Raw genomic sequence first — 18,881 nt, 5'->3', positions numbered from 1 at the left:
AGATTTGTACTTTGGAATGGCTTTTCCCTATGAGAATAAGTCTATAAAGACTCCTCCTTTTTTCTTGAACGTAATAGATTATATGTTTTTACAAACGTTAGATTACGTTTATTGACAACTATCGGTTTTGATTTCATGAGAAAACTTCTTAGTGTGGATATAAATAAAAAACGCCTATAAAGGCGCCTTTTCGAACTGCTGGTTTTTGAGAATATCTTATCGCAAATTCAATTGAATTCTGATTTGCAAAGCAGCTTTTAACTCTTTTATGTCATCTTGTATCTCTGCAATCTCTTCGTTCACTGATCTATGATGCTGTTTTATCCTTACCTCTGTCCAGGTTAATCCGACATCATTACGTTCTTGTTCCAGATTTTTTACTTTGTTTTCGAGATTCTCAATCATCATTGTCAAGCCTTGTTGAGTGTAGATCTCCTCGTAGGTACTCATATACACAACAGCTCCTTTTACTTGAAGGAATCTCTTTATCAAATTGTTATAATGCAGAGTGATTATGGATACAGTTCGTTTTTCAACTTCATTCATTTGAAACCCACTTAGATATCATTTTCGTCCTTTTTAAGTGGTAAGACAGTTGTTGCCTCTTCAACCAATTGAAACACTTCATCTACACTTATCTTTAATTCAATCGCTATATTCTGTGCAATCTTCGGGTCATTGTCAATTATTTCAGCGAGATGGTTAGCAGCAACCTGTAAAATTTGGATTTCGTTCTCGTTATCACAAAAAATCAAGTTTCCAACCAGATTCATTATATTTCTCCCTTGATTATTAGTTTTCGTATGTTACTTTCCCAACAATTTCACCTTCGCTGTCTTTCAATATGGATGGTTGCTCTCCATTCTCAATATCATCAGCTAAATTACGCAGTATTGAAACCAGTTCTGTATTGCCTCCATCAATTTCACCAAGGGAAAAGGTATATCTTCCAGTTTCAATCTCAACGACAATTTTCTTTGCTTTAATCTTTTCCACTTTAAATTTTGCAAAAAGCTCCCTAATTGAATGGAATAGGCTCATTACCTCTTTATTGTTTTCAACAAAAGTCTCACCGTATACCAAGGGAACGTTAAAGCGGTGGGCTACATCGCTAAGTAGAGCTTGTAATTGCTCGCATTTTTGTTGATTAGAAAAGTATGGGTTATCGACAATTGTTTTAACCTTTTGCTCATATTCATAAATAGGATTGGTGTCCATAGTTTTTCCCTCCGATTTTTCTCTTCCAGTACGTATAACTTTCTTTCGATATAAAGAAAGTTATACGTACTTCCTGAATTAAAATTAGCTTTCGTTATATAGCGTACCATAAAGGCTAAAGGCAATCTTGAAATACTGTTACGCTTACTTGAAGTCGTTATACATCTCAACTTTGAATTAATACTCTTCTCCACCTTGATAAATGACTTACTTATTGCATATCTTCTCTTCCTATTTTAAATACCCATATATTATTTGCAAATTGGTAGTTAATATCATTCTACCTACTCTTAAAAGGAAACTGACTCAATCTCTACATATTCCATATAGATTGCTTCACTCCTTTGTATTTTCCTGGATTAACATTCATGCGAAATGAAACATCTTTACTTCTTATCTCTCCAAGAGCGTACATTTTTGCTTCGAGGGGTAGAACCAGCTAAAAAGACACTTTTGATTTCTCTACCGGGAAACGCTTCTGTAGCAAAGACTGTTGTCATCGGAAACCTCCAATTATCCTTGTTTTAAATTTCGGTTATGATCTTGATAGATCATGTAAATCCAGGCACATTACGTTCTGATGATTCAGATCCTATTTTCCTGTTTAATACGATTATCTTAGATTTCACTCGTTTTCTTATAACGCAAAATCTCAGGGAGTCCCTGATTCCATGAGCAACATGAATCAAAAAGGAGCGATACTTTCGCTCCTTTGATTGTATAGACCAATTATTGAGTTTTGAGCTTTTGTAGTGCAAGTATTGCAGTCTCGATTTGTTTATCATTGGGTTTGGCTGTTACGATGTATTTTTGGGTGATTCTCCCGATGGCATAGAATGGTCTTGCGATTGGATTGGTACTTTTGAGTAGGAATAGCTCATAAGCAATTGCTACAGATACAAGTATGCTAATTATTGGGGGGATTGGAGCAAAGATTACCATGAAGCAAAGAATCGTGATTATGATGGTAAAGAGATTAGTACCACAATTATCAGAAACCCTATTCATTTGTCTGACATTTTCGATTGTTAGCTCTAAGCCTTGCTTGTAGGCGTTAAAAGCCATATGTTCGGCACCATGAAATCTGGACAATTTACTAAAACGTATAATGAATAATCCTATGACCAATATGATGGCCATTCCTGCCAAAAGGAGTTGATAAGAGATTGAAACATTCCCTTGAGGTGAAAATACCCACGAAGATATGTTAAGGAAAACAATTAGCAAGAATAAAAACACTAATTTTTTCTTTATAAAAACGGATTCTCCCATAATTGCGATGCCTCTAAGAAGTGGAATGTTTTGTAGCGTTTCGATTGTTTTGGTTTTATTGATATGTCTTTCTTTACATTCGACATAGACCTTATTGTCTTTCAAGGTTGCTTCTGAAACACGACTTGCACTAAAGAAAGTAACTCCATTCCAGTTTGCTCTTCCGCCGCTTACATCTGTAAGAATCGTGACAACCTCCATTTCTAAAGAAATAGTTAAGTTAAAATCATGTTATCACGATATAAATTAAATGCCAATATCCCTCAGCTCTATCCTCTCCAACATCAACAAAAGCGGATCAACAACAACTATTACTTAAAACCATTAATAATTTGAATTTTAATTGGTTTTACAGAATAAGGAATTTGTGGTAATATCAGATTCGGTGTAAATGATAGGTGAGGTTGGTGAATGATCCATTGAAAACCAAAGATAAGTTTCTAACGTATTCAACTCTGGGTGAACTTATAAAAAAGTGTAGAGAAAAGTTAAATCTATCATTAACAGAGTTATCGAATTGTGCTGGTATCACGAAGGGATGTTTATCAAGAATTGAAAACGGAGATACAAAGCGACCAGAATTTAAAACAATCAAATCAATTGCTCAAGTTTTAGAGATCCCGTATCGTGAAATTCTTGAATACTATGTAGATTTAGAGCATAGAGCAGATGCTTTGTTAGAACTTTTACACGAAGCAGTTGCGTTTGCTGATATGGAACTGGTATCAAAAATTTCACTAAAAATGTTAGAATCACCGCAAAAGGATACGTATTCATTACTTGAAAAACTGTTTCATTTTGCTGAAGAGGTAGAATTGAGACAAGCAAAGTTAGTCTTATATGATAATATCGTTAAGTATTCCAGGGAACATGGTGTAATGATCTACTTAGCAAAAGGTATGTTGCAAAAATATTTAATAGAAAGGGATGATTTTTCGAGGTTAAGTAGTACATATCAATATGGAAAGTATGGATTACAATATGTCAATTTCCTTTCCATTGAAGAACGTTTAGTGTTATTATTCAAACTTGGAGTACATGCCTTCAATTTAAGATACTATGACGAGTGTGTTGATCTTTGCGAACAAGTAATAGCTGCGGACGAGACACAAAGTAGGACAAAAGCTGATTCAGTTGGAGCACTCTGTAATGCTTACTTTTATTTGCAGCGTTATGACGATGTAGAAAAATACCTTGAAATTTACAGGGAATTTCCGTTTCCGCACATACATGATAACGCAACGATCATGGAAGCTGTTCTTGATGGAACAAAAGGACATATTGAAGCAGCAATTATACAATTAGAAGCATGTGTAAAATCTGAAACGCCAACGATTCATGTTATTAACCGATTGTTTGAACTATATTTAAAGAAAAATGATAGTCAATCAATTCAAGAATTGTTGAAGAATGAATCAAAAATAGAGCATCTCAACTTTATCACGCCATACCAAAAAACCGAATTAGCTTCCTTTTACAAGCTAAAGGGCGACTTTATCTTAAACCAAGGTCATTTTGATGACGCAGTAGATTGTTATCTGAAGAGTGCGTTAGAGTATGGGAAAGTTGATGCTCATTCACAATCCCATGAATGCTTAGAACTTATTGTAGATGCTTATATTAATAACAATAAGGAAATGAATGTTCTGGTTTTAAGGAAATTACAAAAATTGTATAATGAACTTAAGTAGTTACTACTTAGAATGGAGGTAATTTTAATTGAAGAAACGTTTATGGGAAATCATCATTTTATTGGCTATTATCTTTACCCCTATCAATTTTGCAGATTCCGAATCAGCAATGTTTTCAAAGATCTCTCCCCCTATTCAAAAGCAAAATGTTTTTGATCCAGGATGGTAATAATTTTGCAAAGCAAAGGACGCTTCTAAAAGCGTCCTTTTTTTATTTCATTCATAGTGTTGAAACTTGTCGTTAATTGATGAATATAGGCGAACGTTTAAAGGTAAGCCCTTTCATATCAGACCGATAAACATGATGTACAATCCATTCAGGAAGAAAGTTAAACATGAAAGTTTCTTCAAATAAAGATACCTAACTCATAAAAAATTTTAAGAAAGTAAATGGAGTAAAGATGAATAACAAAAAGAAAAATCAATCTACCCCAGAAAACGTACCTACCTCCTATGACAAGAAGGAGCTTCATATTAAAATTGAAGAGTTGCGAATAGAACTTCAAAAGTTAGCAAGTGCAAATGGATTGGCTGATGAATCAGTAATCAAATTAAGTCAGGAATTAGATAAGTACATTATTCAATATCAATATTTAACACGACCATAAAAATATAATAGTAAGAGTATCATAATCTGTTCTAATTAACGCTTTGGTTAACATAATTAATCTTATGTAACTTGTGTAATCTCTGGATTATCGAAATTGCAAACGATTCCGCAAGTATGACTCGAATATACGCCAATCAGAGATGTCTGCTGAATCCTGAAGTGAGCGGATATATGCTTCCGCCTCTATTAAAGAGGTGAAATCGTTTGGATGAATATTCCGATCTTGCAACAATATGAAATATGGATAATCACTTCTATCCTCGAACCTTGACTCTTTGCAGTTTTTAACAACCGCGTCGATTAAACTTGCACCATTCTTATGACAGAAGATCACAGTCGCGTATTCAATCCGATCAGGAACAACAATCAGCTTCTTGTCTTCCTTTTGCATGGTAAGTTCATTGAATGGTTTGTACCCTGTCTCATTTTTATTAAGCTGAAGCTTATTAAGACGAGCTTCACGTAAACTGTTCCATCCTACTTTTTCATAGCCTAAATCGATTTTCAATTCAAGAATCATTTGAACTGTGTTGTCTCTTAGAATCAGAATATCTGGTGTAATTCGATTGTTTTGTCCTGGAAAAATGATAGGATAATCGACCAAGATGCGATAATCGTCATGTAGTTGTGCATGCAACAATAACCCGATTTGATTCTCAAATACGCTTGAATTTGAAACAATCGTTCCTCTTACCAACCGTTGCGGATTTTCTGGAACCATGACTTTCTCATTTTTACGTTCCACATAAGCTTTAAATACCTGAATGAACAATTCCAACATCGCTTCATGAAAATTCATCGTTTCCCTCCTCTATTTATACTTACTCATTTTATGACTATAAATGATTGCAATGCATCATTTTTTTCTTATAGAAAAAGAACTGTCTATTACGACAGTTCCTCCAATGCATCTTTGAGTATTTTATATCTGGCTTGCATTTTATTGGGCTTTCCCCAGCCTATCGTTAATCTCACAAACTTCTTATAATCAGAACTATCCTTTTTTGAAAAGAATGTATGTATCCTATTCATATAGTCAGTAACACTTATTCCCCTATCTTTATACTCTTTGGCAAGTAATACGATAAGAAAACAATTCATGGAACGCTTCATTACTGAGGAAAAGGAAACATCATTCAAGTAATTCAAAATATCCTCTGTGTTTGCCATCAGCTCCGCTGTAGGTTCATATTCTGCTAAAAATTTGCTATCCGAATTAGGAGGTGGCATTTCTACATCAAGATTTGGGTAAGCGATCGCCATACAAATTAATAAGGAATTAGAGTCCCTTCTATCCCGATGATCAGTAGTCTGTTGAACCAAGCATGAATCATATAGCATTCTTATTATTTTTTCCAATTTGGGGTTCACATTGTCAAAGACATTAAACATTCGCAAGTCTCCTTTAATTTTGTTATTAGGCTAAATGCTGGATTCCTACGTAATGGTCTACTATTATAGTATCTCATTTTTCGTGTTAGCATGTCGAGTAATAATTCCTATTTTTATCATAAGCTATACTGGTCTATAATCAAGCACTTTCATAAATCTCCATCCTGATCCACTTTATAAATATAAAGACTTAATGGATCCTTTATTTTCTGTACGCTGTTCACGCATGTCCTTTAGTTTTTCCGTGTTCTCTCCAGAGTTTCTCAAACGTGGTGTATCGATAAATTACGCCATTTAAGCCAAGCTCTTCCCATACATCAATGCACTGTAATTTTTCACCGAAATGCATGGTAAGCTGGTCTGCTATGTCACTCAATGTTAAATACGGATATCCATCGTTATCTTTTACAGAAAAGTCTTCCATTGGTATCAGCTTATCATTCTCATCCGTCAAACTCACAATAATTCTAATACCAATCATATCAATGTAAGTATATTGTAATAAGTCCATATCACTTATTCTCCCCTTTTTTAATTACTTTCAAAGTACCTTGTTTTTAATGAATGCTTTATTATATACAAATATAATTTTATGTATTTCAAAAGAACGAAAAAAAGAAGAAGCGAAATATCTCTTCTTCTTTACTCTGTTTGGCTTATACATAAAATGTAAGTTCAGTGATCTACATCATTCATAACAGCTTTAATCATCGATAAATCCCTCCTTTTTATGGTAGATTTATCTTTACTAACGATTAACCGATGTGAAAGTTGTCTACTGGGTCACCAATATGGAAATTATCAAATGGGCTTTTCATCGAATGAACACCTCTCTTTCTCAATCAAACTTTTTCAATACATGGATAACGATCACTATTGATTGATTCCTTGTAGTGTAATAGATCATATGCAATTTAAAAGATCGTATAACACGAATCCTTAAATTTATCATTAAAAATTTCACAGAGGTTGAAAGATCCTTATTCAAAAAAATAGCTGATCATTATGATCAGCTCCTTGACTGTAAGATGCAAATTTGTTTAATTTTCTCATCAAATTACTGCAATTCAATTCCCAAAGTAGCACTATGATCCTCACATGTACTGTCTTCTTCAACGAGTTTATGGAGGTCTTTCTTAAATAGGCAAATTAATTCATCGCTATCATTACTCATTGAATGACCGCACGAAAGACATACATTTTTCATCATTGATTCCTCCTTCTTTTATTAAAGTTATTGAAACAGCTTTCCATTGTTTGTTCCTACTTGTTCCACCATCAACCATTCCTGGTTCCGAATATACATCCAGGAGACGATCCTTTAATCTCAATACAAAAATTTTCAGTTATTGATCCGTGCTTTTTAGAACAAGGATAATTGTTCTAAATCTTGCGTTTTACCCTTTTTCATTGATTTCTGCACAGGTGTTCCCATCAAAGATGATTCTTTATTTATTGAACCAAACTTCCATTGTAACGAATGTTTTTGATTGCACCTTGGGCATATGTAAGTAACATTTGGCAATCGAGATTTAGCAAGTTCGATCCTCTCAGTCAAAGATAATTCTTGCTCCAACGAACAATTTCCACAGAGCTTTTCCATCCATGATACTCCTCCCACCTTTTCAAGTATTCTTTTCAGTCGAATATGTTGACAACATCATAACACATTACATTGACAATAAACAATACAATTGAGATTGTTACCCACAACAAACAGTTGCTTTAATTTGCGTCTTATTCCGATTCAGTTTGTTCATCACGCAAGCTCTGTTCAATTTCATCCCAATCCATGCCTAATTGATTGAGAAGGTATGCAATATCTTCTCTGTCACCAATTTCCCCAGATCCGAAACCACTATCTTTACTAATGTCGATAGCACATGTCGCTAAAGGTTCTAATTTATAACCGAGCCAATTGACCATTTGGGTTGCAACATCCCCCGGATATATCGTTTCGTCATCTTCACGTTCATTGTGCATGCGAATTAAAGTATCTTTCAGATCCCTTTTAAAATCATCTTGATTTTTTCTGTGATGTCGTAATCTTGATACAAGAATCTCACTTGCATTTCGTTCGATAATTTCGAAGGTTTCCGATTGTTTTCTCTTTTTTGCCTTCTGAAAAGCCTTAACAGCATGAACGTCAGGATTATGTGTTGAGCCTGCACCAACGCGAATTAGTTCTTTGGCAAAGCGCTCATCGTAATCACGAAAATTCTGATCAGTGATGTGTAAATACCAATGACATAATTCGTGTAAAAGTGTTTTCTTGATTTGTCTCAGTGTTCTTCTTGTATTGACGGTGCTTTTGAATTCAATTGTTCTTGTATCATTCCAATAGACTGCAAGAGTATTTGTCCAATCATGTTCTCGATCTGAATCTATGACGATTCGAGGGATATCATCCCTCTGCCAATGTTTTTTGACTAAGGCAAATGCCTGTTGTTCAAGCCATTCTAATGTCGCTTCACGCATTGAAGAGTCCTCCAGAAACAGGTTATATTTCTATTTTATCAGATGAGTTCAACAATCTTATTATGTATACAACTATGAAATAATTACAGAATTCATTATGAGGTATTATGTCACATTTCATGAAAGATGCCAAAGACTCGGAACTTATTATCCGAGTCAATTTCTTATTTTCTATTCGGGAGAACAGTTAGTCGTATTTCAATTCAAGTATAAGACGGGAACCATTCGGTAATACAAAAAGGTGCTCCCCAAGAATTACTTCGCTGTCTTGAGAATTCATTACAATATACTCTTGATTATGATGCCATTTATACTTGAAGCCTTCTTTAGCGTTTAATTTAACAAAAACTCTGGTTATCTCATTCGGTTCCCTAAATGCTGCAATCGAAGCTTCATAGCCTTGTATATCCGCGAGTGAAACGTAGAATGGTTTTCCGTCTGGTTCACGCATCTTGTCAAATTTTGAGCGTTCATCTTGTGTTAGGAAATGAATAATTCTTTCCATTGATTTCTCCCTTCATCCGTTCCCTTTTTCCAATTGTTAAATCAGCTTGTATAATCAAACACTGCTCGTTCCGTGGCAATCCATCGATATTCGCCAAGACTTCAGTGCTGTTTTGTCCGAAAACGTACTCCCTAAAGCTATCAACAAATAACTCAACCACCCATCCGCGTTCTCGTCCAATCATTTCAACTATCTTTTCTTGTTATGAAACAACAGGTCGTTCAATTCATGATTATCGATTTCAATGATTTTTCTTATTATTACAAACTTTCCATTTCGTTAATTGCTTTGTATTCATCAAACGCCAACTGAATTTGCTTTGTCGTCAGTTCTACCTTTTGCATAATTGCCTTCCGTTTTGCTTTGAAAATGACCTGTTCAATGTCCGCGTAGCTACAATCAGAGAAGACTTGAGCTACATCCTGAATCACAACAGCTTCATCCAGATTGTCGCCTAAGAGCAAATGCAGGTGTTGGCTTCTCTCTTCCACACTCGGCATAGCATAAGTCATCCGCGTATCAAATCTACGCCATACCGCTTTGTCAATTTGCTCGCCAAGATTCGTTGCTGCTATAACGATACTTTCGGAATCGAAGTCGTCCAAGCATTGCAGCAAAGTATTGACTACTCTCGCAAGCTCTTTCATGTCGTTTGCAGTGCCCCGATCACGGGCAATCGCATCAAATTCATCCAGGAATAAAACGCATGGCATCTGTTTGGAGTAATCAAATATCTTTCGCAAATTTGATGCTGTTTCTCCCATGTGACTGTCTATGATTGACTCAAGCCTCACAGTCACTAATGGTAAATCAAGCATGTACGCAATGTAATAAGCTGTTAGTGTCTTCCCAGTTCCAGGGGGTCCGAGCATTACTACCTTGTTAGGCAGTGGAACCTCATGTTGCTCAAATTCTTCTTTTACCCTGATGATTTCGATCAGCTCGTTCACAACTCGTTTGTTCATATCGTTAAGTATCAATCTTTTAGCTTTTTGCTGACATTCAATAGGAGTGTAGATGGAAGCCATATCCATTCCTTTATTGCTTGGCATTCGAACGAGCTGTCCCATCCGTCTTTTTTGCTGATTTCGAACTGATTCAAGTCGAATTTTTTCTGCTATCCCTGGTTCTTTCACTTTTTCAAATTTCACAGCGATCTTTTCTAATGCCTCAATAAGTTTGTCGTCCTCTCTTTTGTATGCCGCATCCAAGAGCCGCTTTAATTCAGGGACGATATTTGGTGTACCCATTTCCTTATCCCTCCATTTATCACAAGTACCATTTTGTGTAAGTCAATTCTTCACTCTTTCTGCTTACACTGTAATCATTAAGTTTATGATTCATTTGTAGTACAAATTATACATTTGTTATTGACTATATGCAACATTTGTATAAACAACGTATTTGTCTATAGGTGGCATAACTCCTTCCCTCCATATCTACCATGAATTTATAAAATAAATTACTTACAGGAGGGTTATGACAACATGAAATTGAAAAACAAAGTAGCTTTAGTAACTGGAGGTGCCACAGGTATCGGGCAAACAATCGTGGAAGGAATTTGCCGAGAAGGTGGAAAAGTAGTGGTCGCCAGTCGAAATGAACGACACGGAAACAGTTATACGAAAAGCTTACGTGATAAAGGTTATGAAGTCTTGTTTGTTCAGACAGACGTATCTGACTATAAACAAGTGGAAAGAGCCGTTGATTTCACTGTAGAGAGTTTTGGACGAATTGATATCATGATTAATAACGCTGGAATGATTTTGACTAAGCCACTTTTAGAGATTGATCCTGTAGAGGATTATTATCCGACGGTGAATGTGAATCAGTATGGCGTGATGCATGGTATTCTCGCAGCATCCAAAAAAATGAAAGAACTTGGTATTCAAGGAGTCATTTTGAATACATCATCGGTATTAGGTGAGTTTGCGGGGCGGAATGTAATGGCTTATGCTGCTACCAAAGCCGCTGTACTCATGATGACAAAATCAGCAGCATTAGAACTTGCACCTTATGGAATACGTGTAGTAGCGATTCAGCCTGGAGGAGTGGATACAGACTTATTGGGGGATCTTCACGGTGGTAACGATGCTTACAAGCAATTTATTGCCAATGCTCATTTGCGTAAAACACTGATACCTGCCGCACACATTGGCAGTGCTGTTGCGTTCTTGGTTTCTGATGATGCTTACGCCATTAATGGAACAACTGTTAAACTTGATGATGGTTTCACCATTTCGAAATAATTTGTTGATACAGGAAAGGCATGTGAAATCACATGCCTCTTCTGTATTATCGCATATTTTCCAATTATGAATCTTAACTCCACTATGGTTATAATGTTTAATAAAGTGGAATCTTTGCCCTTCCGTTAAACTATTGTATCCCTCTTAACTGGTCGTTTTTCCACCTTTCACTTCATTTTCTACTTTCGCGTAATGAAATTTCGTTCAACAGTTACATCCGAGTTGCCCATTTTATTTACACTAATTTATTGAAATAGTAATCAGCGAAATCTTGGATCATTAAACGTAAGACCAATCACACGATAAGCTTTTGGATACTGTTCATGGTAGACAGTGTGCTTTGATATGTATCGAATGTACTCCAAACAATTATCATGTGGCACACCCGCTTTTTCCAAGCAATCTTTATTCTTCCGTAGGATATCTAACAACATGCTTTCATGGTAGAAGAAGATCGCACCACTATAGATATCGCACTCCTCTGGAAACTTTAATTCAAGATATGAAATCTTGTTCTCCTTTGCATAATCCAAAACTGTGGAAATTGTAAGATTGCAGAAAACCTCATCTGTAATCGTCCTTTTCGGTAAATACCCTAAACTTTTACTTTTTCCAACTTCATACAAATCGTTGATAAGTTCATGTTCTGGTTTGATTTTAACTGCTTTTGTTTTCATGTTTCCACTCTCCCTTATTCGATTCTATTGAATCCCCTGTTTTTTAAAATCAATTATTATATGCATTTTTACTCAAAAAAAAGAACGGGTGCTGAGTCCGCTCTTATCGCACAAATTAGTCTCTGACTACATTCTTCAATACGGGATTCATCATCGTGGAAATATTCGAATGTATTGTCTTATAGATTGATCGAATGATTGTTAGTAGTTCTTCCGCCATTTCTTTTCGATATTTCTGGTCATTCAATTCATTTCCCTGGATGGAATCATGTATATATAGATTTCGAACTTTTTCATGGATATTTTTTAATTGCTCTTTTTCAATAGAGTTGATAAGTTCTTTCTTTTCCGCTTGATCGAGCAGTTCATAGTAATGAATTTTTCCTGTCCCTTCGATTTGATCACGAATGAGTTTTTCAATGAGTGATTCACCCGCAAGAACAGTTGATATGTATAACTCATGTATATAGGTTTTTAGTGTTTCACGATATAACTCATTCGTTATCGGAGAGGCACCAATAATAAACTCATCCTTATTGAATTTGAGAGTTTCATACAAAAATAATTTGCGAAGTTCTTTGTTCTCTTTTCTCATTCATTGATCCCCCTTCGATAACATGACACCATATGATCTGATTTTACCAAACTATTCTAAGGAAAACAGCGCCTTTTTATGATCGAAACACACATCTACTGTGAATTTTTATATTCTTGCAAACGAGTTACCCACTCATTTTTGCTTATCATCGGAGGAGCAGTATTTCTATCTTTAAAATACAAATCCCATAATTCTTTTTTTGCATTGTACTGTTTTCGTCCATCATGCAGCATTTGTGAGAGTTCTACGTTCGTCTGCGTTTCTTTTGCAGCAAGTTCAGCGAACTCTTCTCGTTTATATCTATTCCACGACTTTTCTAAAGGTAAATACTCAGCGATTTTCCATTTTGGAATTTCATTATTTTGCAAACTGATCATTATTTCTTCTTTTGTCCACATACAGTTTAAACACTCCTTATGCCTGTTTCTTATCAGTTTAGGCATAGGTTTCATAAATAAACCTTCTACACGAACTCCTATCTTGAAAACCTATATTCATAGTTGTTGCATTTTCTTCATTTGCAATCATCATACGGATTTAATCACGAACATTTATCGAGATTGTTCTCTCAATGTTAATAAGATATAAATGAGTTAATATCGATATGAAAAAAAATACGGGGGTTAGACTTTTAGGATTTATGTGCCGCTTAGAAAAAGACGAACAATTCAATGAAACACATTTCATTGCTTTCTTATGCGGTAAAGGAACTTTTTTATTACAAAAAAGAAAGACTATGGTTTTTTCCATAGTCCAACTTCTACAACCTTTTTATTCTATTATTACTTTCTTTCAAGAAACTGCTCCATCTCTTCTTTGCTTAAATCTGCGGGTGTAATGCCATTAATCTTGCAAAAATCGGCAAGTTTACGGACTTTTACCCGTGGTTCTCCAGGAGAGCGTGGGATAGCATAAACACCATCAGGGATTTGATCATCGAACTGTTTAATTTCATGTATTAACATTTTCTCACCAACCTTCTTAACATTATAGCCTCTATTGGTAGGTGTTATAACGTCGATTATCCTTTCCACCACTGCACCCCTCCTTTGAAGTATTTTTTCGTTAACTGAATAGCTGTCTTATCATCGATCATCATATTTTGACTAAAAGTAGGAACTGCCCCTAAACTTCCGTAAAAATCAAACTTAGACGTTTTCGAAGTCAATTCGATAAACCCTTCTAAACCTTTTCCAAAACTATACTCACAGGCAAAAGCAACCAAGCATTTGCCAACGCCTATATATTTTCTATCAGGATTTGGAATCCCTTTGATTTCTTTTTTGTTGCGTGGTGCAGACTCAATGAGTTCAACATCCACACACCTGTAATCTTCGTCATAATTAGGCTTTAACGCTATTAGCCCTTGAACCTCACCTGGATACTCTTCTGTAACAATACCAAAAACATCGAACGAATGAGTAATAGGTTTCAACCAGTCAAAATCCCATCCACCTTTTGGGTGGTAACGATTCGATTTGATTTCTGCTCGTTCAACTTTACGAAAAAAGCATGTAACAATTTGATTTGTAGTGGTATCAAGTATCATGAAAGATTATCTTCCTTATCATATCCTATTTTTATTATACCACGATTTGCTTGTCTATTGGTGATCTTCCTTTTTTATACAGGGAAAAACTTCTCGAATGGAAAGTAAAAAGTTAGACAATGGTTTCCCATTGTCTAACTTTCATACGCCTTCATGTACCTTTTTGCACCTTTCAACTGAATCCTATCGTTTTGATAGGGCAGATAGGTCACGACAGACGTCTCCTCATAAATTCTCTTGCACTCTTGAATGGTGCCGTTGCATAGCTCGCTGTCAATGATTGCGTTTTGGATTTGCTTATACTCTTCTAATGGGACACACCTTGATTCCTGCTTGATTGTCCACGCAATCTTGTTATTATTCGAAGATCCTTCTTTCTCAACACCACGATACGTTTTTAACCAGGCTTGATATTCTCCTTTTGTTTGAAACGCTGTATGACTGACGCCTTCTTTTCTAATTAGGAATCCATAGCCATATTCATCAGCTTCCTTTAAGATTGAAACATAGAACTTATCATGTGTTTTCGTAGTGAATTCATGACTTCCTTCTGTATATGTCCATACGTTAATTGTTGCATGAAACAACACTGAGCCATTCCCAACCGAATGTCCCCACACTACAAATGATTTTTCTTTTGCACCTACATATTGCAAATTATTGGGAATATGCGTCCATGCTCCTCCGCTTGTAGAAGTGTAAATCGTGTCCTTGTTTTCGCACTTGCCGACAAACGGTATGTACGGTTGCTCACAAATATACAAATCATCTTGAATGGTTTCAATGTGAGCGCGACCATAGTAATCGCCGTACTTAGATGTGTACTCTACAATGTCGCCAATTTGAGGTTTATTGTTTCTACTATTTTCAATCAGTTCAACCATTTGATTCACATTATCAACATCAGCTTGTGTAATACCGTGCTCATTGTCATAAAGCGGGTTTAAAGCCTTGAGACTTTCAATTGTGTACTTGTTCATATCGAAATCTCTCCTTAAAAAGTTGTCGATTCTCCGACTCCAAATCGATAAAAGATTTTTCATTATATGCAACATACAAATTGAAAATCATAGAATTTTATTTTCGGTAAATCCAAACAAAAAACAGAGATCCTGTAGAATCCCTGCTTTTATCTAATGAGTGTAGATAATCCCATCTTATTATTTCTATAATTTATCTGATTTCGACAATATCACCAATTATAATAGGATACTCCATCTTTTATTATTGGTTGCTTAATATATCCTGAGTCTTCCACGATGATTTCTCCACGACCTGTAGATGTTCCGCCAAAAACACCTTTCAAAATTACTCTCCCAAAATTATTTAACGAACCCGCTAATTTTGCATTTGTTTCGACGATTAGCGTTCCATCTGGTTGCAAAGATGTACTACCTTCAATACTCCCTTCTACAATAACTAATGCTTGTGAATGTATAGAAACGCTCCCCCTCTGTTTCCCAAGAATCCTTGCACTTGCGCCACCTTGGACATTCAAGCTTCCATTTAGAGTTCCACTCAAAACAAACTCTCCACTTTCTATATGTACACTTCCTCTATGTTCTCCAAATAGTATGTAATCTTCTGTAATAATAAGAGGAGAAACGTATTCCCCATCAATAAAGTCATCTTGATAATTTCTCATTTTGTCCACCCCTTAATAAATATAATTAAGCAAATTATACCACAAAATTTCTGAACAATAACTTGCTCCTCTAATCGGTTTAAGAGAATGCGCCCCAGTATTATGTCATGTAAAAAAGGATGAGCAACACTCAGAGAGAAATTTCCCCTTGCGTTACCATCCTTCAATAGAATCTCTCAAACCGTTAAACCCTTAACTTATTGCTTTCCGTGGACTTCCTCCAAACTTAGTTTCAAAAATGAATTAACTTTACACCTTTATAGAAAAGTTTGTATCATTTTTCTAATAGGTTGTATTTGTTCAGGCGTAATCTTATTCAAAAAGAATCCAGATTGATAAAAAGTTATTTCAATACCATTTGGATCGTAAAGACCGTCTTTCATTTTTTTACATCTTACCTCATGACCATCAGGGTACTCATCATGAATACCATGCCCAAAGCCTCCCCCACTAAGCTCTGTATGCACCACAACGTATTCGCCAAGAAAGATACTTGAATCAAACCGTTCCTCTTTGTATTTCTCAAGAATCGATGATACAAATGTTTCAGCTTCTTCGCTTTTAACCTGTATTCCAACTCGGAAATCAAATTTTTCTTGGATTCCTTTGATTATTTGTTTTTTAACCTCTTCTACATCAACAGAATTATCAAAAATTGTCCCAATCTTGATTACATGGTTTACATTTTCGCTTGAACCTCTTTTATTGGAATAAACGAATTTCTGCGGAATGGATACAGATACACTCATTCCTTTTTGAATTTCTACTACATCACCTGTTTGAAGAAATGGATTCATCTAAAATTCCTCCCCGATTAAAATGTTCTCCTTGCTATTCGAAACAAGAAACAATGATTCACCTGATTACTGTTATCTTCTAAATAATATTCATTGAGGTACAGAAATATAAAAAGCCGATCCGAAGACCAGCTTTTTTGTTCATATCAGTTATTCTTACTTCGCCTGGTTTAACGTGAAATGCATCTGTAGTTATGAAAAAAGCCCCCTAAGTGGAGACTCGCTCTTGTTCTGTCTGTCTAATGTTCTATATTCCATTTTCCACCCGCTAACTCATGCCAGCCTATCCCATCGTTTGCAAGTTTCTGGGAGTGATCGTACTCCCCATACTCAAATCGATAATGTGTCTCTTCATCAAGTACATAAATAGTTTATTTCGCACCCGAAAGGGTGCTTTTTTTATTGATTTTATACAGTAAAAATTTGGAGTAAATCTATGAAAAAGCTAATAAATGGTATATTATACCTATATGGATTTTTTGCTAAATTTAATAAAATTGGTATGTATTAGGAAATCAACTTATGGGGGTTAGTATGAAACGGATTCTTAAAACTGCTGTTCTTTCAACTGTATTAGGTGTCCTCGCTTTATCCACATCAATAGCAATGGCTACGGACGAGAGTAGCATCGCTCCATTAGGCAGCGGTGACGACTACGAGGTTGCCCTGTATGCATCCAACATTCATGATGTGACCAGCAAATCTGCTTATTTGTGGGCTTACACTGAAGGAGAAGGAAGCGACCTCGCTAAAGTAAGGGTTTACTCATACTTTTATATCAACGGCTCTTTAAAGCATCAAGACTACGAAAATGGCACAGATTATGCAAATGTTGGTTATGATGCTAATGTTGCAGCATTAAGCAAAGCCAGAATCACATCGTCCCATTATGCCTACAACAAGATAGGGGATAAGGTCACAGAAACGTCTGAAGACGTGTATCCAAAATGGTAGGGGGTATTTGAGGTTATGAAAAAACGCAACCTAATAATTTCGGGTGTTGTTTTAGCTGGCGCTATTTTCGCAGGTAGCAGCCTATACGCAAGTGAAGACGTAGAGCAGCTCGAACAAGGAAATCAAATGAAAACCCTTAGCGCATTGGGGATCGAAGCGAAGTCCGACGAAGTGGCACCTATGCAAACTTTGACTGACGAAAAGGGAAAAGAGTGGATTTATACCGACTTCACCAAAAGATCGCCAATGATGAACAAAATAGAAACCGAGCGTTCTGTAGGCGCGAAGGATGCATTTATTGAAGTACAGGACGAGATCATGCAGAAGCACGCAAAAGTGGGGGATACCATCCCGGTTATTCTTCTGGATGAGGAGTTAAAAGAAGGCTCCTTCTCGTTTAACAGAGAAGACGGTGAGGCGCTGATCTTCAAACTAAAATATAATGAAAAGAATGGAAAATGGGATTACGAAAAAGAATAATCACTACGACATATCATAGTGTAAGGCACCCTTTCGGGTGCCTCTTTATTGACTAAATCTACAAGCATATGTTCTATATCGGATAATATGCAAGAACATGGTTTACATTGCAACAACATAAGAAAATAGCCGATCTAATGATCAGCTATTTTTCAGACTCACCTTTACATTGATGCATGACAATCCACACAAATTTAATCATTCTCTTCATCGATTCCAAACTCCACCACGACATAATCATTGAGTTGCTGTAGAGAATCAAACGTGAGATCATCATCTTCCAGCGCTCTATTTTCCGCTATAATTTCTGCAACGATTTGTTTCCAAGCCTCACCATATATGTCCTTAATACTTTCAAAGGAGTCATAAAATCCTTTAATCTCATCTTCGATCTCTCTCTCTGAGAAGAACGATAAATCGACATCCACTTCTTTTAAATAATAGTGGTCTTTGAACTTTACTCCATCAAGAACACAATACTTATCTTCTGTAATCTCTCTCACCCATTGAATGCTATCCGTTTTTATCCAGGGTTTCATTATGAATTCATCCTTTCCTTTAGTTGTGGAAAACAACGAAACCATCTTTCGGATGCCGATCAAGTAAAAGAGGTTGTTTAAACTCTCTTTGATGTTTTTCTATCCATTTTTCCATTCTTTTTTCAGAACCACATGTGATCATGATACGTTTCCTCCACACCTCGCGCCAATTAGCTGCATTGTCACTGAGTTGCTCCACATGAATCTCCTCCTGCTTGTCGTTTTCT

General features: G+C 35.8%; 27 protein-coding genes. 6 read left to right on the top strand and 21 right to left on the bottom strand.

Translation table 11 applies throughout. From position 1 onward, the window contains the following. Positions 1-216: 216 nt before the first annotated feature. The 4 genes from ACFVS2_RS26660 to ACFVS2_RS26645 form a co-directional block, all read right to left on the bottom strand. A complete protein-coding gene (locus ACFVS2_RS26660; protein WP_390239429.1) occupies positions 217-450 on the bottom strand; it encodes a hypothetical protein in 234 nt (77 codons plus the stop codon). A gap of 107 nt (positions 451-557) precedes the next feature. Beyond that, positions 558-773, bottom strand: coding sequence for a hypothetical protein (locus ACFVS2_RS26655; protein WP_390239428.1), 216 nt, complete (start codon positions 771-773; stop codon positions 558-560). Positions 774-792: 19 nt separating this feature from the next. After that, positions 793-1,218, bottom strand: coding sequence for a hypothetical protein (locus ACFVS2_RS26650; RefSeq protein WP_390239427.1), 426 nt, complete (start codon positions 1,216-1,218; stop codon positions 793-795). 729 nt (positions 1,219-1,947) lie between these two features. After that, a complete protein-coding gene (locus ACFVS2_RS26645) occupies positions 1,948-2,691 on the bottom strand; it encodes a DUF1385 domain-containing protein (protein ID WP_390239426.1) in 744 nt (247 codons plus the stop codon). Positions 2,692-2,897: 206 nt separating this feature from the next. Between ACFVS2_RS26645 and ACFVS2_RS26640 the strand changes: the two genes are divergently transcribed. The 3 genes from ACFVS2_RS26640 (at position 2,898) to ACFVS2_RS26630 (ending at position 4,789) form a co-directional block, all read left to right on the top strand. Then, positions 2,898-4,181 carry a helix-turn-helix domain-containing protein gene (locus ACFVS2_RS26640; protein WP_390239425.1) on the top strand — a complete coding sequence of 428 codons (1,284 nt, stop codon included), beginning with the start codon at positions 2,898-2,900 and terminating at the stop codon, positions 4,179-4,181. 28 nt (positions 4,182-4,209) lie between these two features. Then, a complete protein-coding gene (locus ACFVS2_RS26635) occupies positions 4,210-4,350 on the top strand; it encodes a hypothetical protein (protein ID WP_390239424.1) in 141 nt (46 codons plus the stop codon). Between the two features lie 232 nt (positions 4,351-4,582). After that, complete coding sequence (locus ACFVS2_RS26630; RefSeq protein ID WP_390239423.1) at positions 4,583-4,789, top strand: Spo0E family sporulation regulatory protein-aspartic acid phosphatase; 207 nt, start codon at positions 4,583-4,585, stop codon at positions 4,787-4,789. 87 nt (positions 4,790-4,876) lie between these two features. Here the strand turns inward: ACFVS2_RS26630 and ACFVS2_RS26625 are convergent, their stop codons facing one another. The 7 genes from ACFVS2_RS26625 to ACFVS2_RS26595 form a co-directional block, all read right to left on the bottom strand. Next, positions 4,877-5,590, bottom strand: coding sequence for a hypothetical protein (locus ACFVS2_RS26625; RefSeq protein ID WP_390239422.1), 714 nt, complete (start codon positions 5,588-5,590; stop codon positions 4,877-4,879). A gap of 89 nt (positions 5,591-5,679) precedes the next feature. Continuing rightward, positions 5,680-6,183 (bottom strand): hypothetical protein, encoded by a 504-nt coding sequence (locus ACFVS2_RS26620; protein WP_390239421.1) that lies wholly within the window; start codon positions 6,181-6,183, stop codon positions 5,680-5,682. A gap of 220 nt (positions 6,184-6,403) precedes the next feature. Then, positions 6,404-6,694 (bottom strand): hypothetical protein, encoded by a 291-nt coding sequence (locus ACFVS2_RS26615; RefSeq protein WP_390239420.1) that lies wholly within the window; start codon positions 6,692-6,694, stop codon positions 6,404-6,406. Positions 6,695-7,546: 852 nt separating this feature from the next. Beyond that, entirely contained in the window at positions 7,547-7,786 is a 240-nt protein-coding gene (locus ACFVS2_RS26610) for a hypothetical protein (RefSeq protein ID WP_390239419.1), read from the bottom strand. A gap of 134 nt (positions 7,787-7,920) precedes the next feature. Continuing rightward, positions 7,921-8,661 carry a SprT-like domain-containing protein gene (locus ACFVS2_RS26605; protein WP_390239418.1) on the bottom strand — a complete coding sequence of 247 codons (741 nt, stop codon included), beginning with the start codon at positions 8,659-8,661 and terminating at the stop codon, positions 7,921-7,923. Between the two features lie 187 nt (positions 8,662-8,848). Further along, entirely contained in the window at positions 8,849-9,166 is a 318-nt protein-coding gene (locus tag ACFVS2_RS26600; protein WP_390239417.1) for a hypothetical protein, read from the bottom strand. A 260-nt stretch (positions 9,167-9,426) separates the two neighbouring features. Further along, on the bottom strand, positions 9,427-10,416 hold the full coding sequence (locus ACFVS2_RS26595; protein WP_390239416.1) for an AAA family ATPase: 990 nt from the start codon (positions 10,414-10,416) through the stop codon (positions 9,427-9,429). Positions 10,417-10,653: 237 nt separating this feature from the next. On the opposite strand from ACFVS2_RS26595, the gene ACFVS2_RS26590 reads away from it, so the two are divergent. Next, entirely contained in the window at positions 10,654-11,415 is a 762-nt protein-coding gene (locus ACFVS2_RS26590) for an SDR family NAD(P)-dependent oxidoreductase (protein WP_390239415.1), read from the top strand. Positions 11,416-11,675: 260 nt separating this feature from the next. Here ACFVS2_RS26590 and ACFVS2_RS26585 read toward each other — a convergent pair whose 3' ends face one another. The 8 genes from ACFVS2_RS26585 to ACFVS2_RS26550 form a co-directional block, all read right to left on the bottom strand. Next, positions 11,676-12,092, bottom strand: a complete 417-nt coding sequence (locus tag ACFVS2_RS26585) for a hypothetical protein (protein WP_390239414.1) — start codon at positions 12,090-12,092, stop codon at positions 11,676-11,678. Positions 12,093-12,207: 115 nt separating this feature from the next. After that, positions 12,208-12,687, bottom strand: coding sequence for a hypothetical protein (locus tag ACFVS2_RS26580; RefSeq protein WP_390239413.1), 480 nt, complete (start codon positions 12,685-12,687; stop codon positions 12,208-12,210). A gap of 95 nt (positions 12,688-12,782) precedes the next feature. Then, positions 12,783-13,088, bottom strand: coding sequence for a hypothetical protein (locus ACFVS2_RS26575; protein WP_390239412.1), 306 nt, complete (start codon positions 13,086-13,088; stop codon positions 12,783-12,785). A 384-nt stretch (positions 13,089-13,472) separates the two neighbouring features. Continuing rightward, positions 13,473-13,724: a hypothetical protein gene (locus ACFVS2_RS26570; RefSeq protein ID WP_390239411.1), complete on the bottom strand. Its 252-nt coding sequence runs from the start codon at positions 13,722-13,724 to the stop codon at positions 13,473-13,475. Continuing rightward, positions 13,712-14,239, bottom strand: a complete 528-nt coding sequence (locus ACFVS2_RS26565; RefSeq protein WP_390239410.1) for a hypothetical protein — start codon at positions 14,237-14,239, stop codon at positions 13,712-13,714. The genes ACFVS2_RS26570 and ACFVS2_RS26565 overlap by 13 nt, the downstream gene beginning before the upstream one ends. Before the next feature lie 134 nt (positions 14,240-14,373). Next, a complete protein-coding gene (locus ACFVS2_RS26560) occupies positions 14,374-15,219 on the bottom strand; it encodes a DUF4121 family protein (RefSeq protein WP_390239409.1) in 846 nt (281 codons plus the stop codon). A gap of 212 nt (positions 15,220-15,431) precedes the next feature. Beyond that, entirely contained in the window at positions 15,432-15,884 is a 453-nt protein-coding gene (locus ACFVS2_RS26555) for a hypothetical protein (protein ID WP_390239408.1), read from the bottom strand. Positions 15,885-16,141: 257 nt separating this feature from the next. Next, positions 16,142-16,681 carry a hypothetical protein gene (locus ACFVS2_RS26550; protein ID WP_390239406.1) on the bottom strand — a complete coding sequence of 180 codons (540 nt, stop codon included), beginning with the start codon at positions 16,679-16,681 and terminating at the stop codon, positions 16,142-16,144. Between the two features lie 534 nt (positions 16,682-17,215). On the opposite strand from ACFVS2_RS26550, the gene ACFVS2_RS26545 reads away from it, so the two are divergent. Then, entirely contained in the window at positions 17,216-17,635 is a 420-nt protein-coding gene (locus ACFVS2_RS26545) for a hypothetical protein (RefSeq protein WP_390239404.1), read from the top strand. Between the two features lie 15 nt (positions 17,636-17,650). Beyond that, positions 17,651-18,115: a hypothetical protein gene (locus ACFVS2_RS26540; RefSeq protein WP_390239402.1), complete on the top strand. Its 465-nt coding sequence runs from the start codon at positions 17,651-17,653 to the stop codon at positions 18,113-18,115. Between the two features lie 194 nt (positions 18,116-18,309). Here ACFVS2_RS26540 and ACFVS2_RS26535 read toward each other — a convergent pair whose 3' ends face one another. Together ACFVS2_RS26535 and ACFVS2_RS26530 are read right to left on the bottom strand one after the other, a co-directional pair. Continuing rightward, positions 18,310-18,654, bottom strand: coding sequence for a hypothetical protein (locus tag ACFVS2_RS26535; protein ID WP_390239400.1), 345 nt, complete (start codon positions 18,652-18,654; stop codon positions 18,310-18,312). Between the two features lie 19 nt (positions 18,655-18,673). Continuing rightward, a complete protein-coding gene (locus tag ACFVS2_RS26530) occupies positions 18,674-18,853 on the bottom strand; it encodes a hypothetical protein (protein ID WP_390239397.1) in 180 nt (59 codons plus the stop codon). Positions 18,854-18,881 lie beyond the last annotated feature (28 nt).

This window comes from Brevibacillus sp. NPDC058079, assembly GCF_042885155.1.
GTDB lineage: Bacteria > Bacillota > Bacilli > Brevibacillales > Brevibacillaceae > Brevibacillus.
This window is presented reverse-complemented; position numbering and strand designations above follow the sequence as displayed.

What these genes read in the sequence shown, in the direction of transcription:
- ACFVS2_RS26660 (WP_390239429.1), bottom strand. Translation starts at nt 450, where the DNA reads ATGAGTACCTACGAGGAGATCTACACTCAACAAGGCTTGACAATGATG.
- ACFVS2_RS26655 (WP_390239428.1), bottom strand. Translation starts at nt 773, where the DNA reads ATGAATCTGGTTGGAAACTTGATTTTTTGTGATAACGAGAACGAAATC.
- ACFVS2_RS26650 (WP_390239427.1), bottom strand. Translation starts at nt 1,218, where the DNA reads ATGGACACCAATCCTATTTATGAATATGAGCAAAAGGTTAAAACAATT.
- ACFVS2_RS26645 (WP_390239426.1), bottom strand. Translation starts at nt 2,691, where the DNA reads ATGGAGGTTGTCACGATTCTTACAGATGTAAGCGGCGGAAGAGCAAAC.
- ACFVS2_RS26630 (WP_390239423.1), top strand. Translation starts at nt 4,583, where the DNA reads ATGAATAACAAAAAGAAAAATCAATCTACCCCAGAAAACGTACCTACC.
- ACFVS2_RS26625 (WP_390239422.1), bottom strand. Translation starts at nt 5,590, where the DNA reads ATGAATTTTCATGAAGCGATGTTGGAATTGTTCATTCAGGTATTTAAA.
- ACFVS2_RS26620 (WP_390239421.1), bottom strand. Translation starts at nt 6,183, where the DNA reads ATGTTTAATGTCTTTGACAATGTGAACCCCAAATTGGAAAAAATAATA.
- ACFVS2_RS26615 (WP_390239420.1), bottom strand. Translation starts at nt 6,694, where the DNA reads ATGGACTTATTACAATATACTTACATTGATATGATTGGTATTAGAATT.
- ACFVS2_RS26610 (WP_390239419.1), bottom strand. Translation starts at nt 7,786, where the DNA reads ATGGAAAAGCTCTGTGGAAATTGTTCGTTGGAGCAAGAATTATCTTTG.
- ACFVS2_RS26605 (WP_390239418.1), bottom strand. Translation starts at nt 8,661, where the DNA reads ATGCGTGAAGCGACATTAGAATGGCTTGAACAACAGGCATTTGCCTTA.
- ACFVS2_RS26600 (WP_390239417.1), bottom strand. Translation starts at nt 9,166, where the DNA reads ATGGAAAGAATTATTCATTTCCTAACACAAGATGAACGCTCAAAATTT.
- ACFVS2_RS26595 (WP_390239416.1), bottom strand. Translation starts at nt 10,416, where the DNA reads ATGGGTACACCAAATATCGTCCCTGAATTAAAGCGGCTCTTGGATGCG.
- ACFVS2_RS26590 (WP_390239415.1), top strand. Translation starts at nt 10,654, where the DNA reads ATGAAATTGAAAAACAAAGTAGCTTTAGTAACTGGAGGTGCCACAGGT.
- ACFVS2_RS26585 (WP_390239414.1), bottom strand. Translation starts at nt 12,092, where the DNA reads ATGAAAACAAAAGCAGTTAAAATCAAACCAGAACATGAACTTATCAAC.
- ACFVS2_RS26580 (WP_390239413.1), bottom strand. Translation starts at nt 12,687, where the DNA reads ATGAGAAAAGAGAACAAAGAACTTCGCAAATTATTTTTGTATGAAACT.
- ACFVS2_RS26575 (WP_390239412.1), bottom strand. Translation starts at nt 13,088, where the DNA reads ATGTGGACAAAAGAAGAAATAATGATCAGTTTGCAAAATAATGAAATT.
- ACFVS2_RS26565 (WP_390239410.1), bottom strand. Translation starts at nt 14,239, where the DNA reads ATGATACTTGATACCACTACAAATCAAATTGTTACATGCTTTTTTCGT.
- ACFVS2_RS26560 (WP_390239409.1), bottom strand. Translation starts at nt 15,219, where the DNA reads ATGAACAAGTACACAATTGAAAGTCTCAAGGCTTTAAACCCGCTTTAT.
- ACFVS2_RS26555 (WP_390239408.1), bottom strand. Translation starts at nt 15,884, where the DNA reads ATGAGAAATTATCAAGATGACTTTATTGATGGGGAATACGTTTCTCCT.
- ACFVS2_RS26550 (WP_390239406.1), bottom strand. Translation starts at nt 16,681, where the DNA reads ATGAATCCATTTCTTCAAACAGGTGATGTAGTAGAAATTCAAAAAGGA.
- ACFVS2_RS26545 (WP_390239404.1), top strand. Translation starts at nt 17,216, where the DNA reads ATGAAACGGATTCTTAAAACTGCTGTTCTTTCAACTGTATTAGGTGTC.
- ACFVS2_RS26540 (WP_390239402.1), top strand. Translation starts at nt 17,651, where the DNA reads ATGAAAAAACGCAACCTAATAATTTCGGGTGTTGTTTTAGCTGGCGCT.
- ACFVS2_RS26535 (WP_390239400.1), bottom strand. Translation starts at nt 18,654, where the DNA reads ATGAAACCCTGGATAAAAACGGATAGCATTCAATGGGTGAGAGAGATT.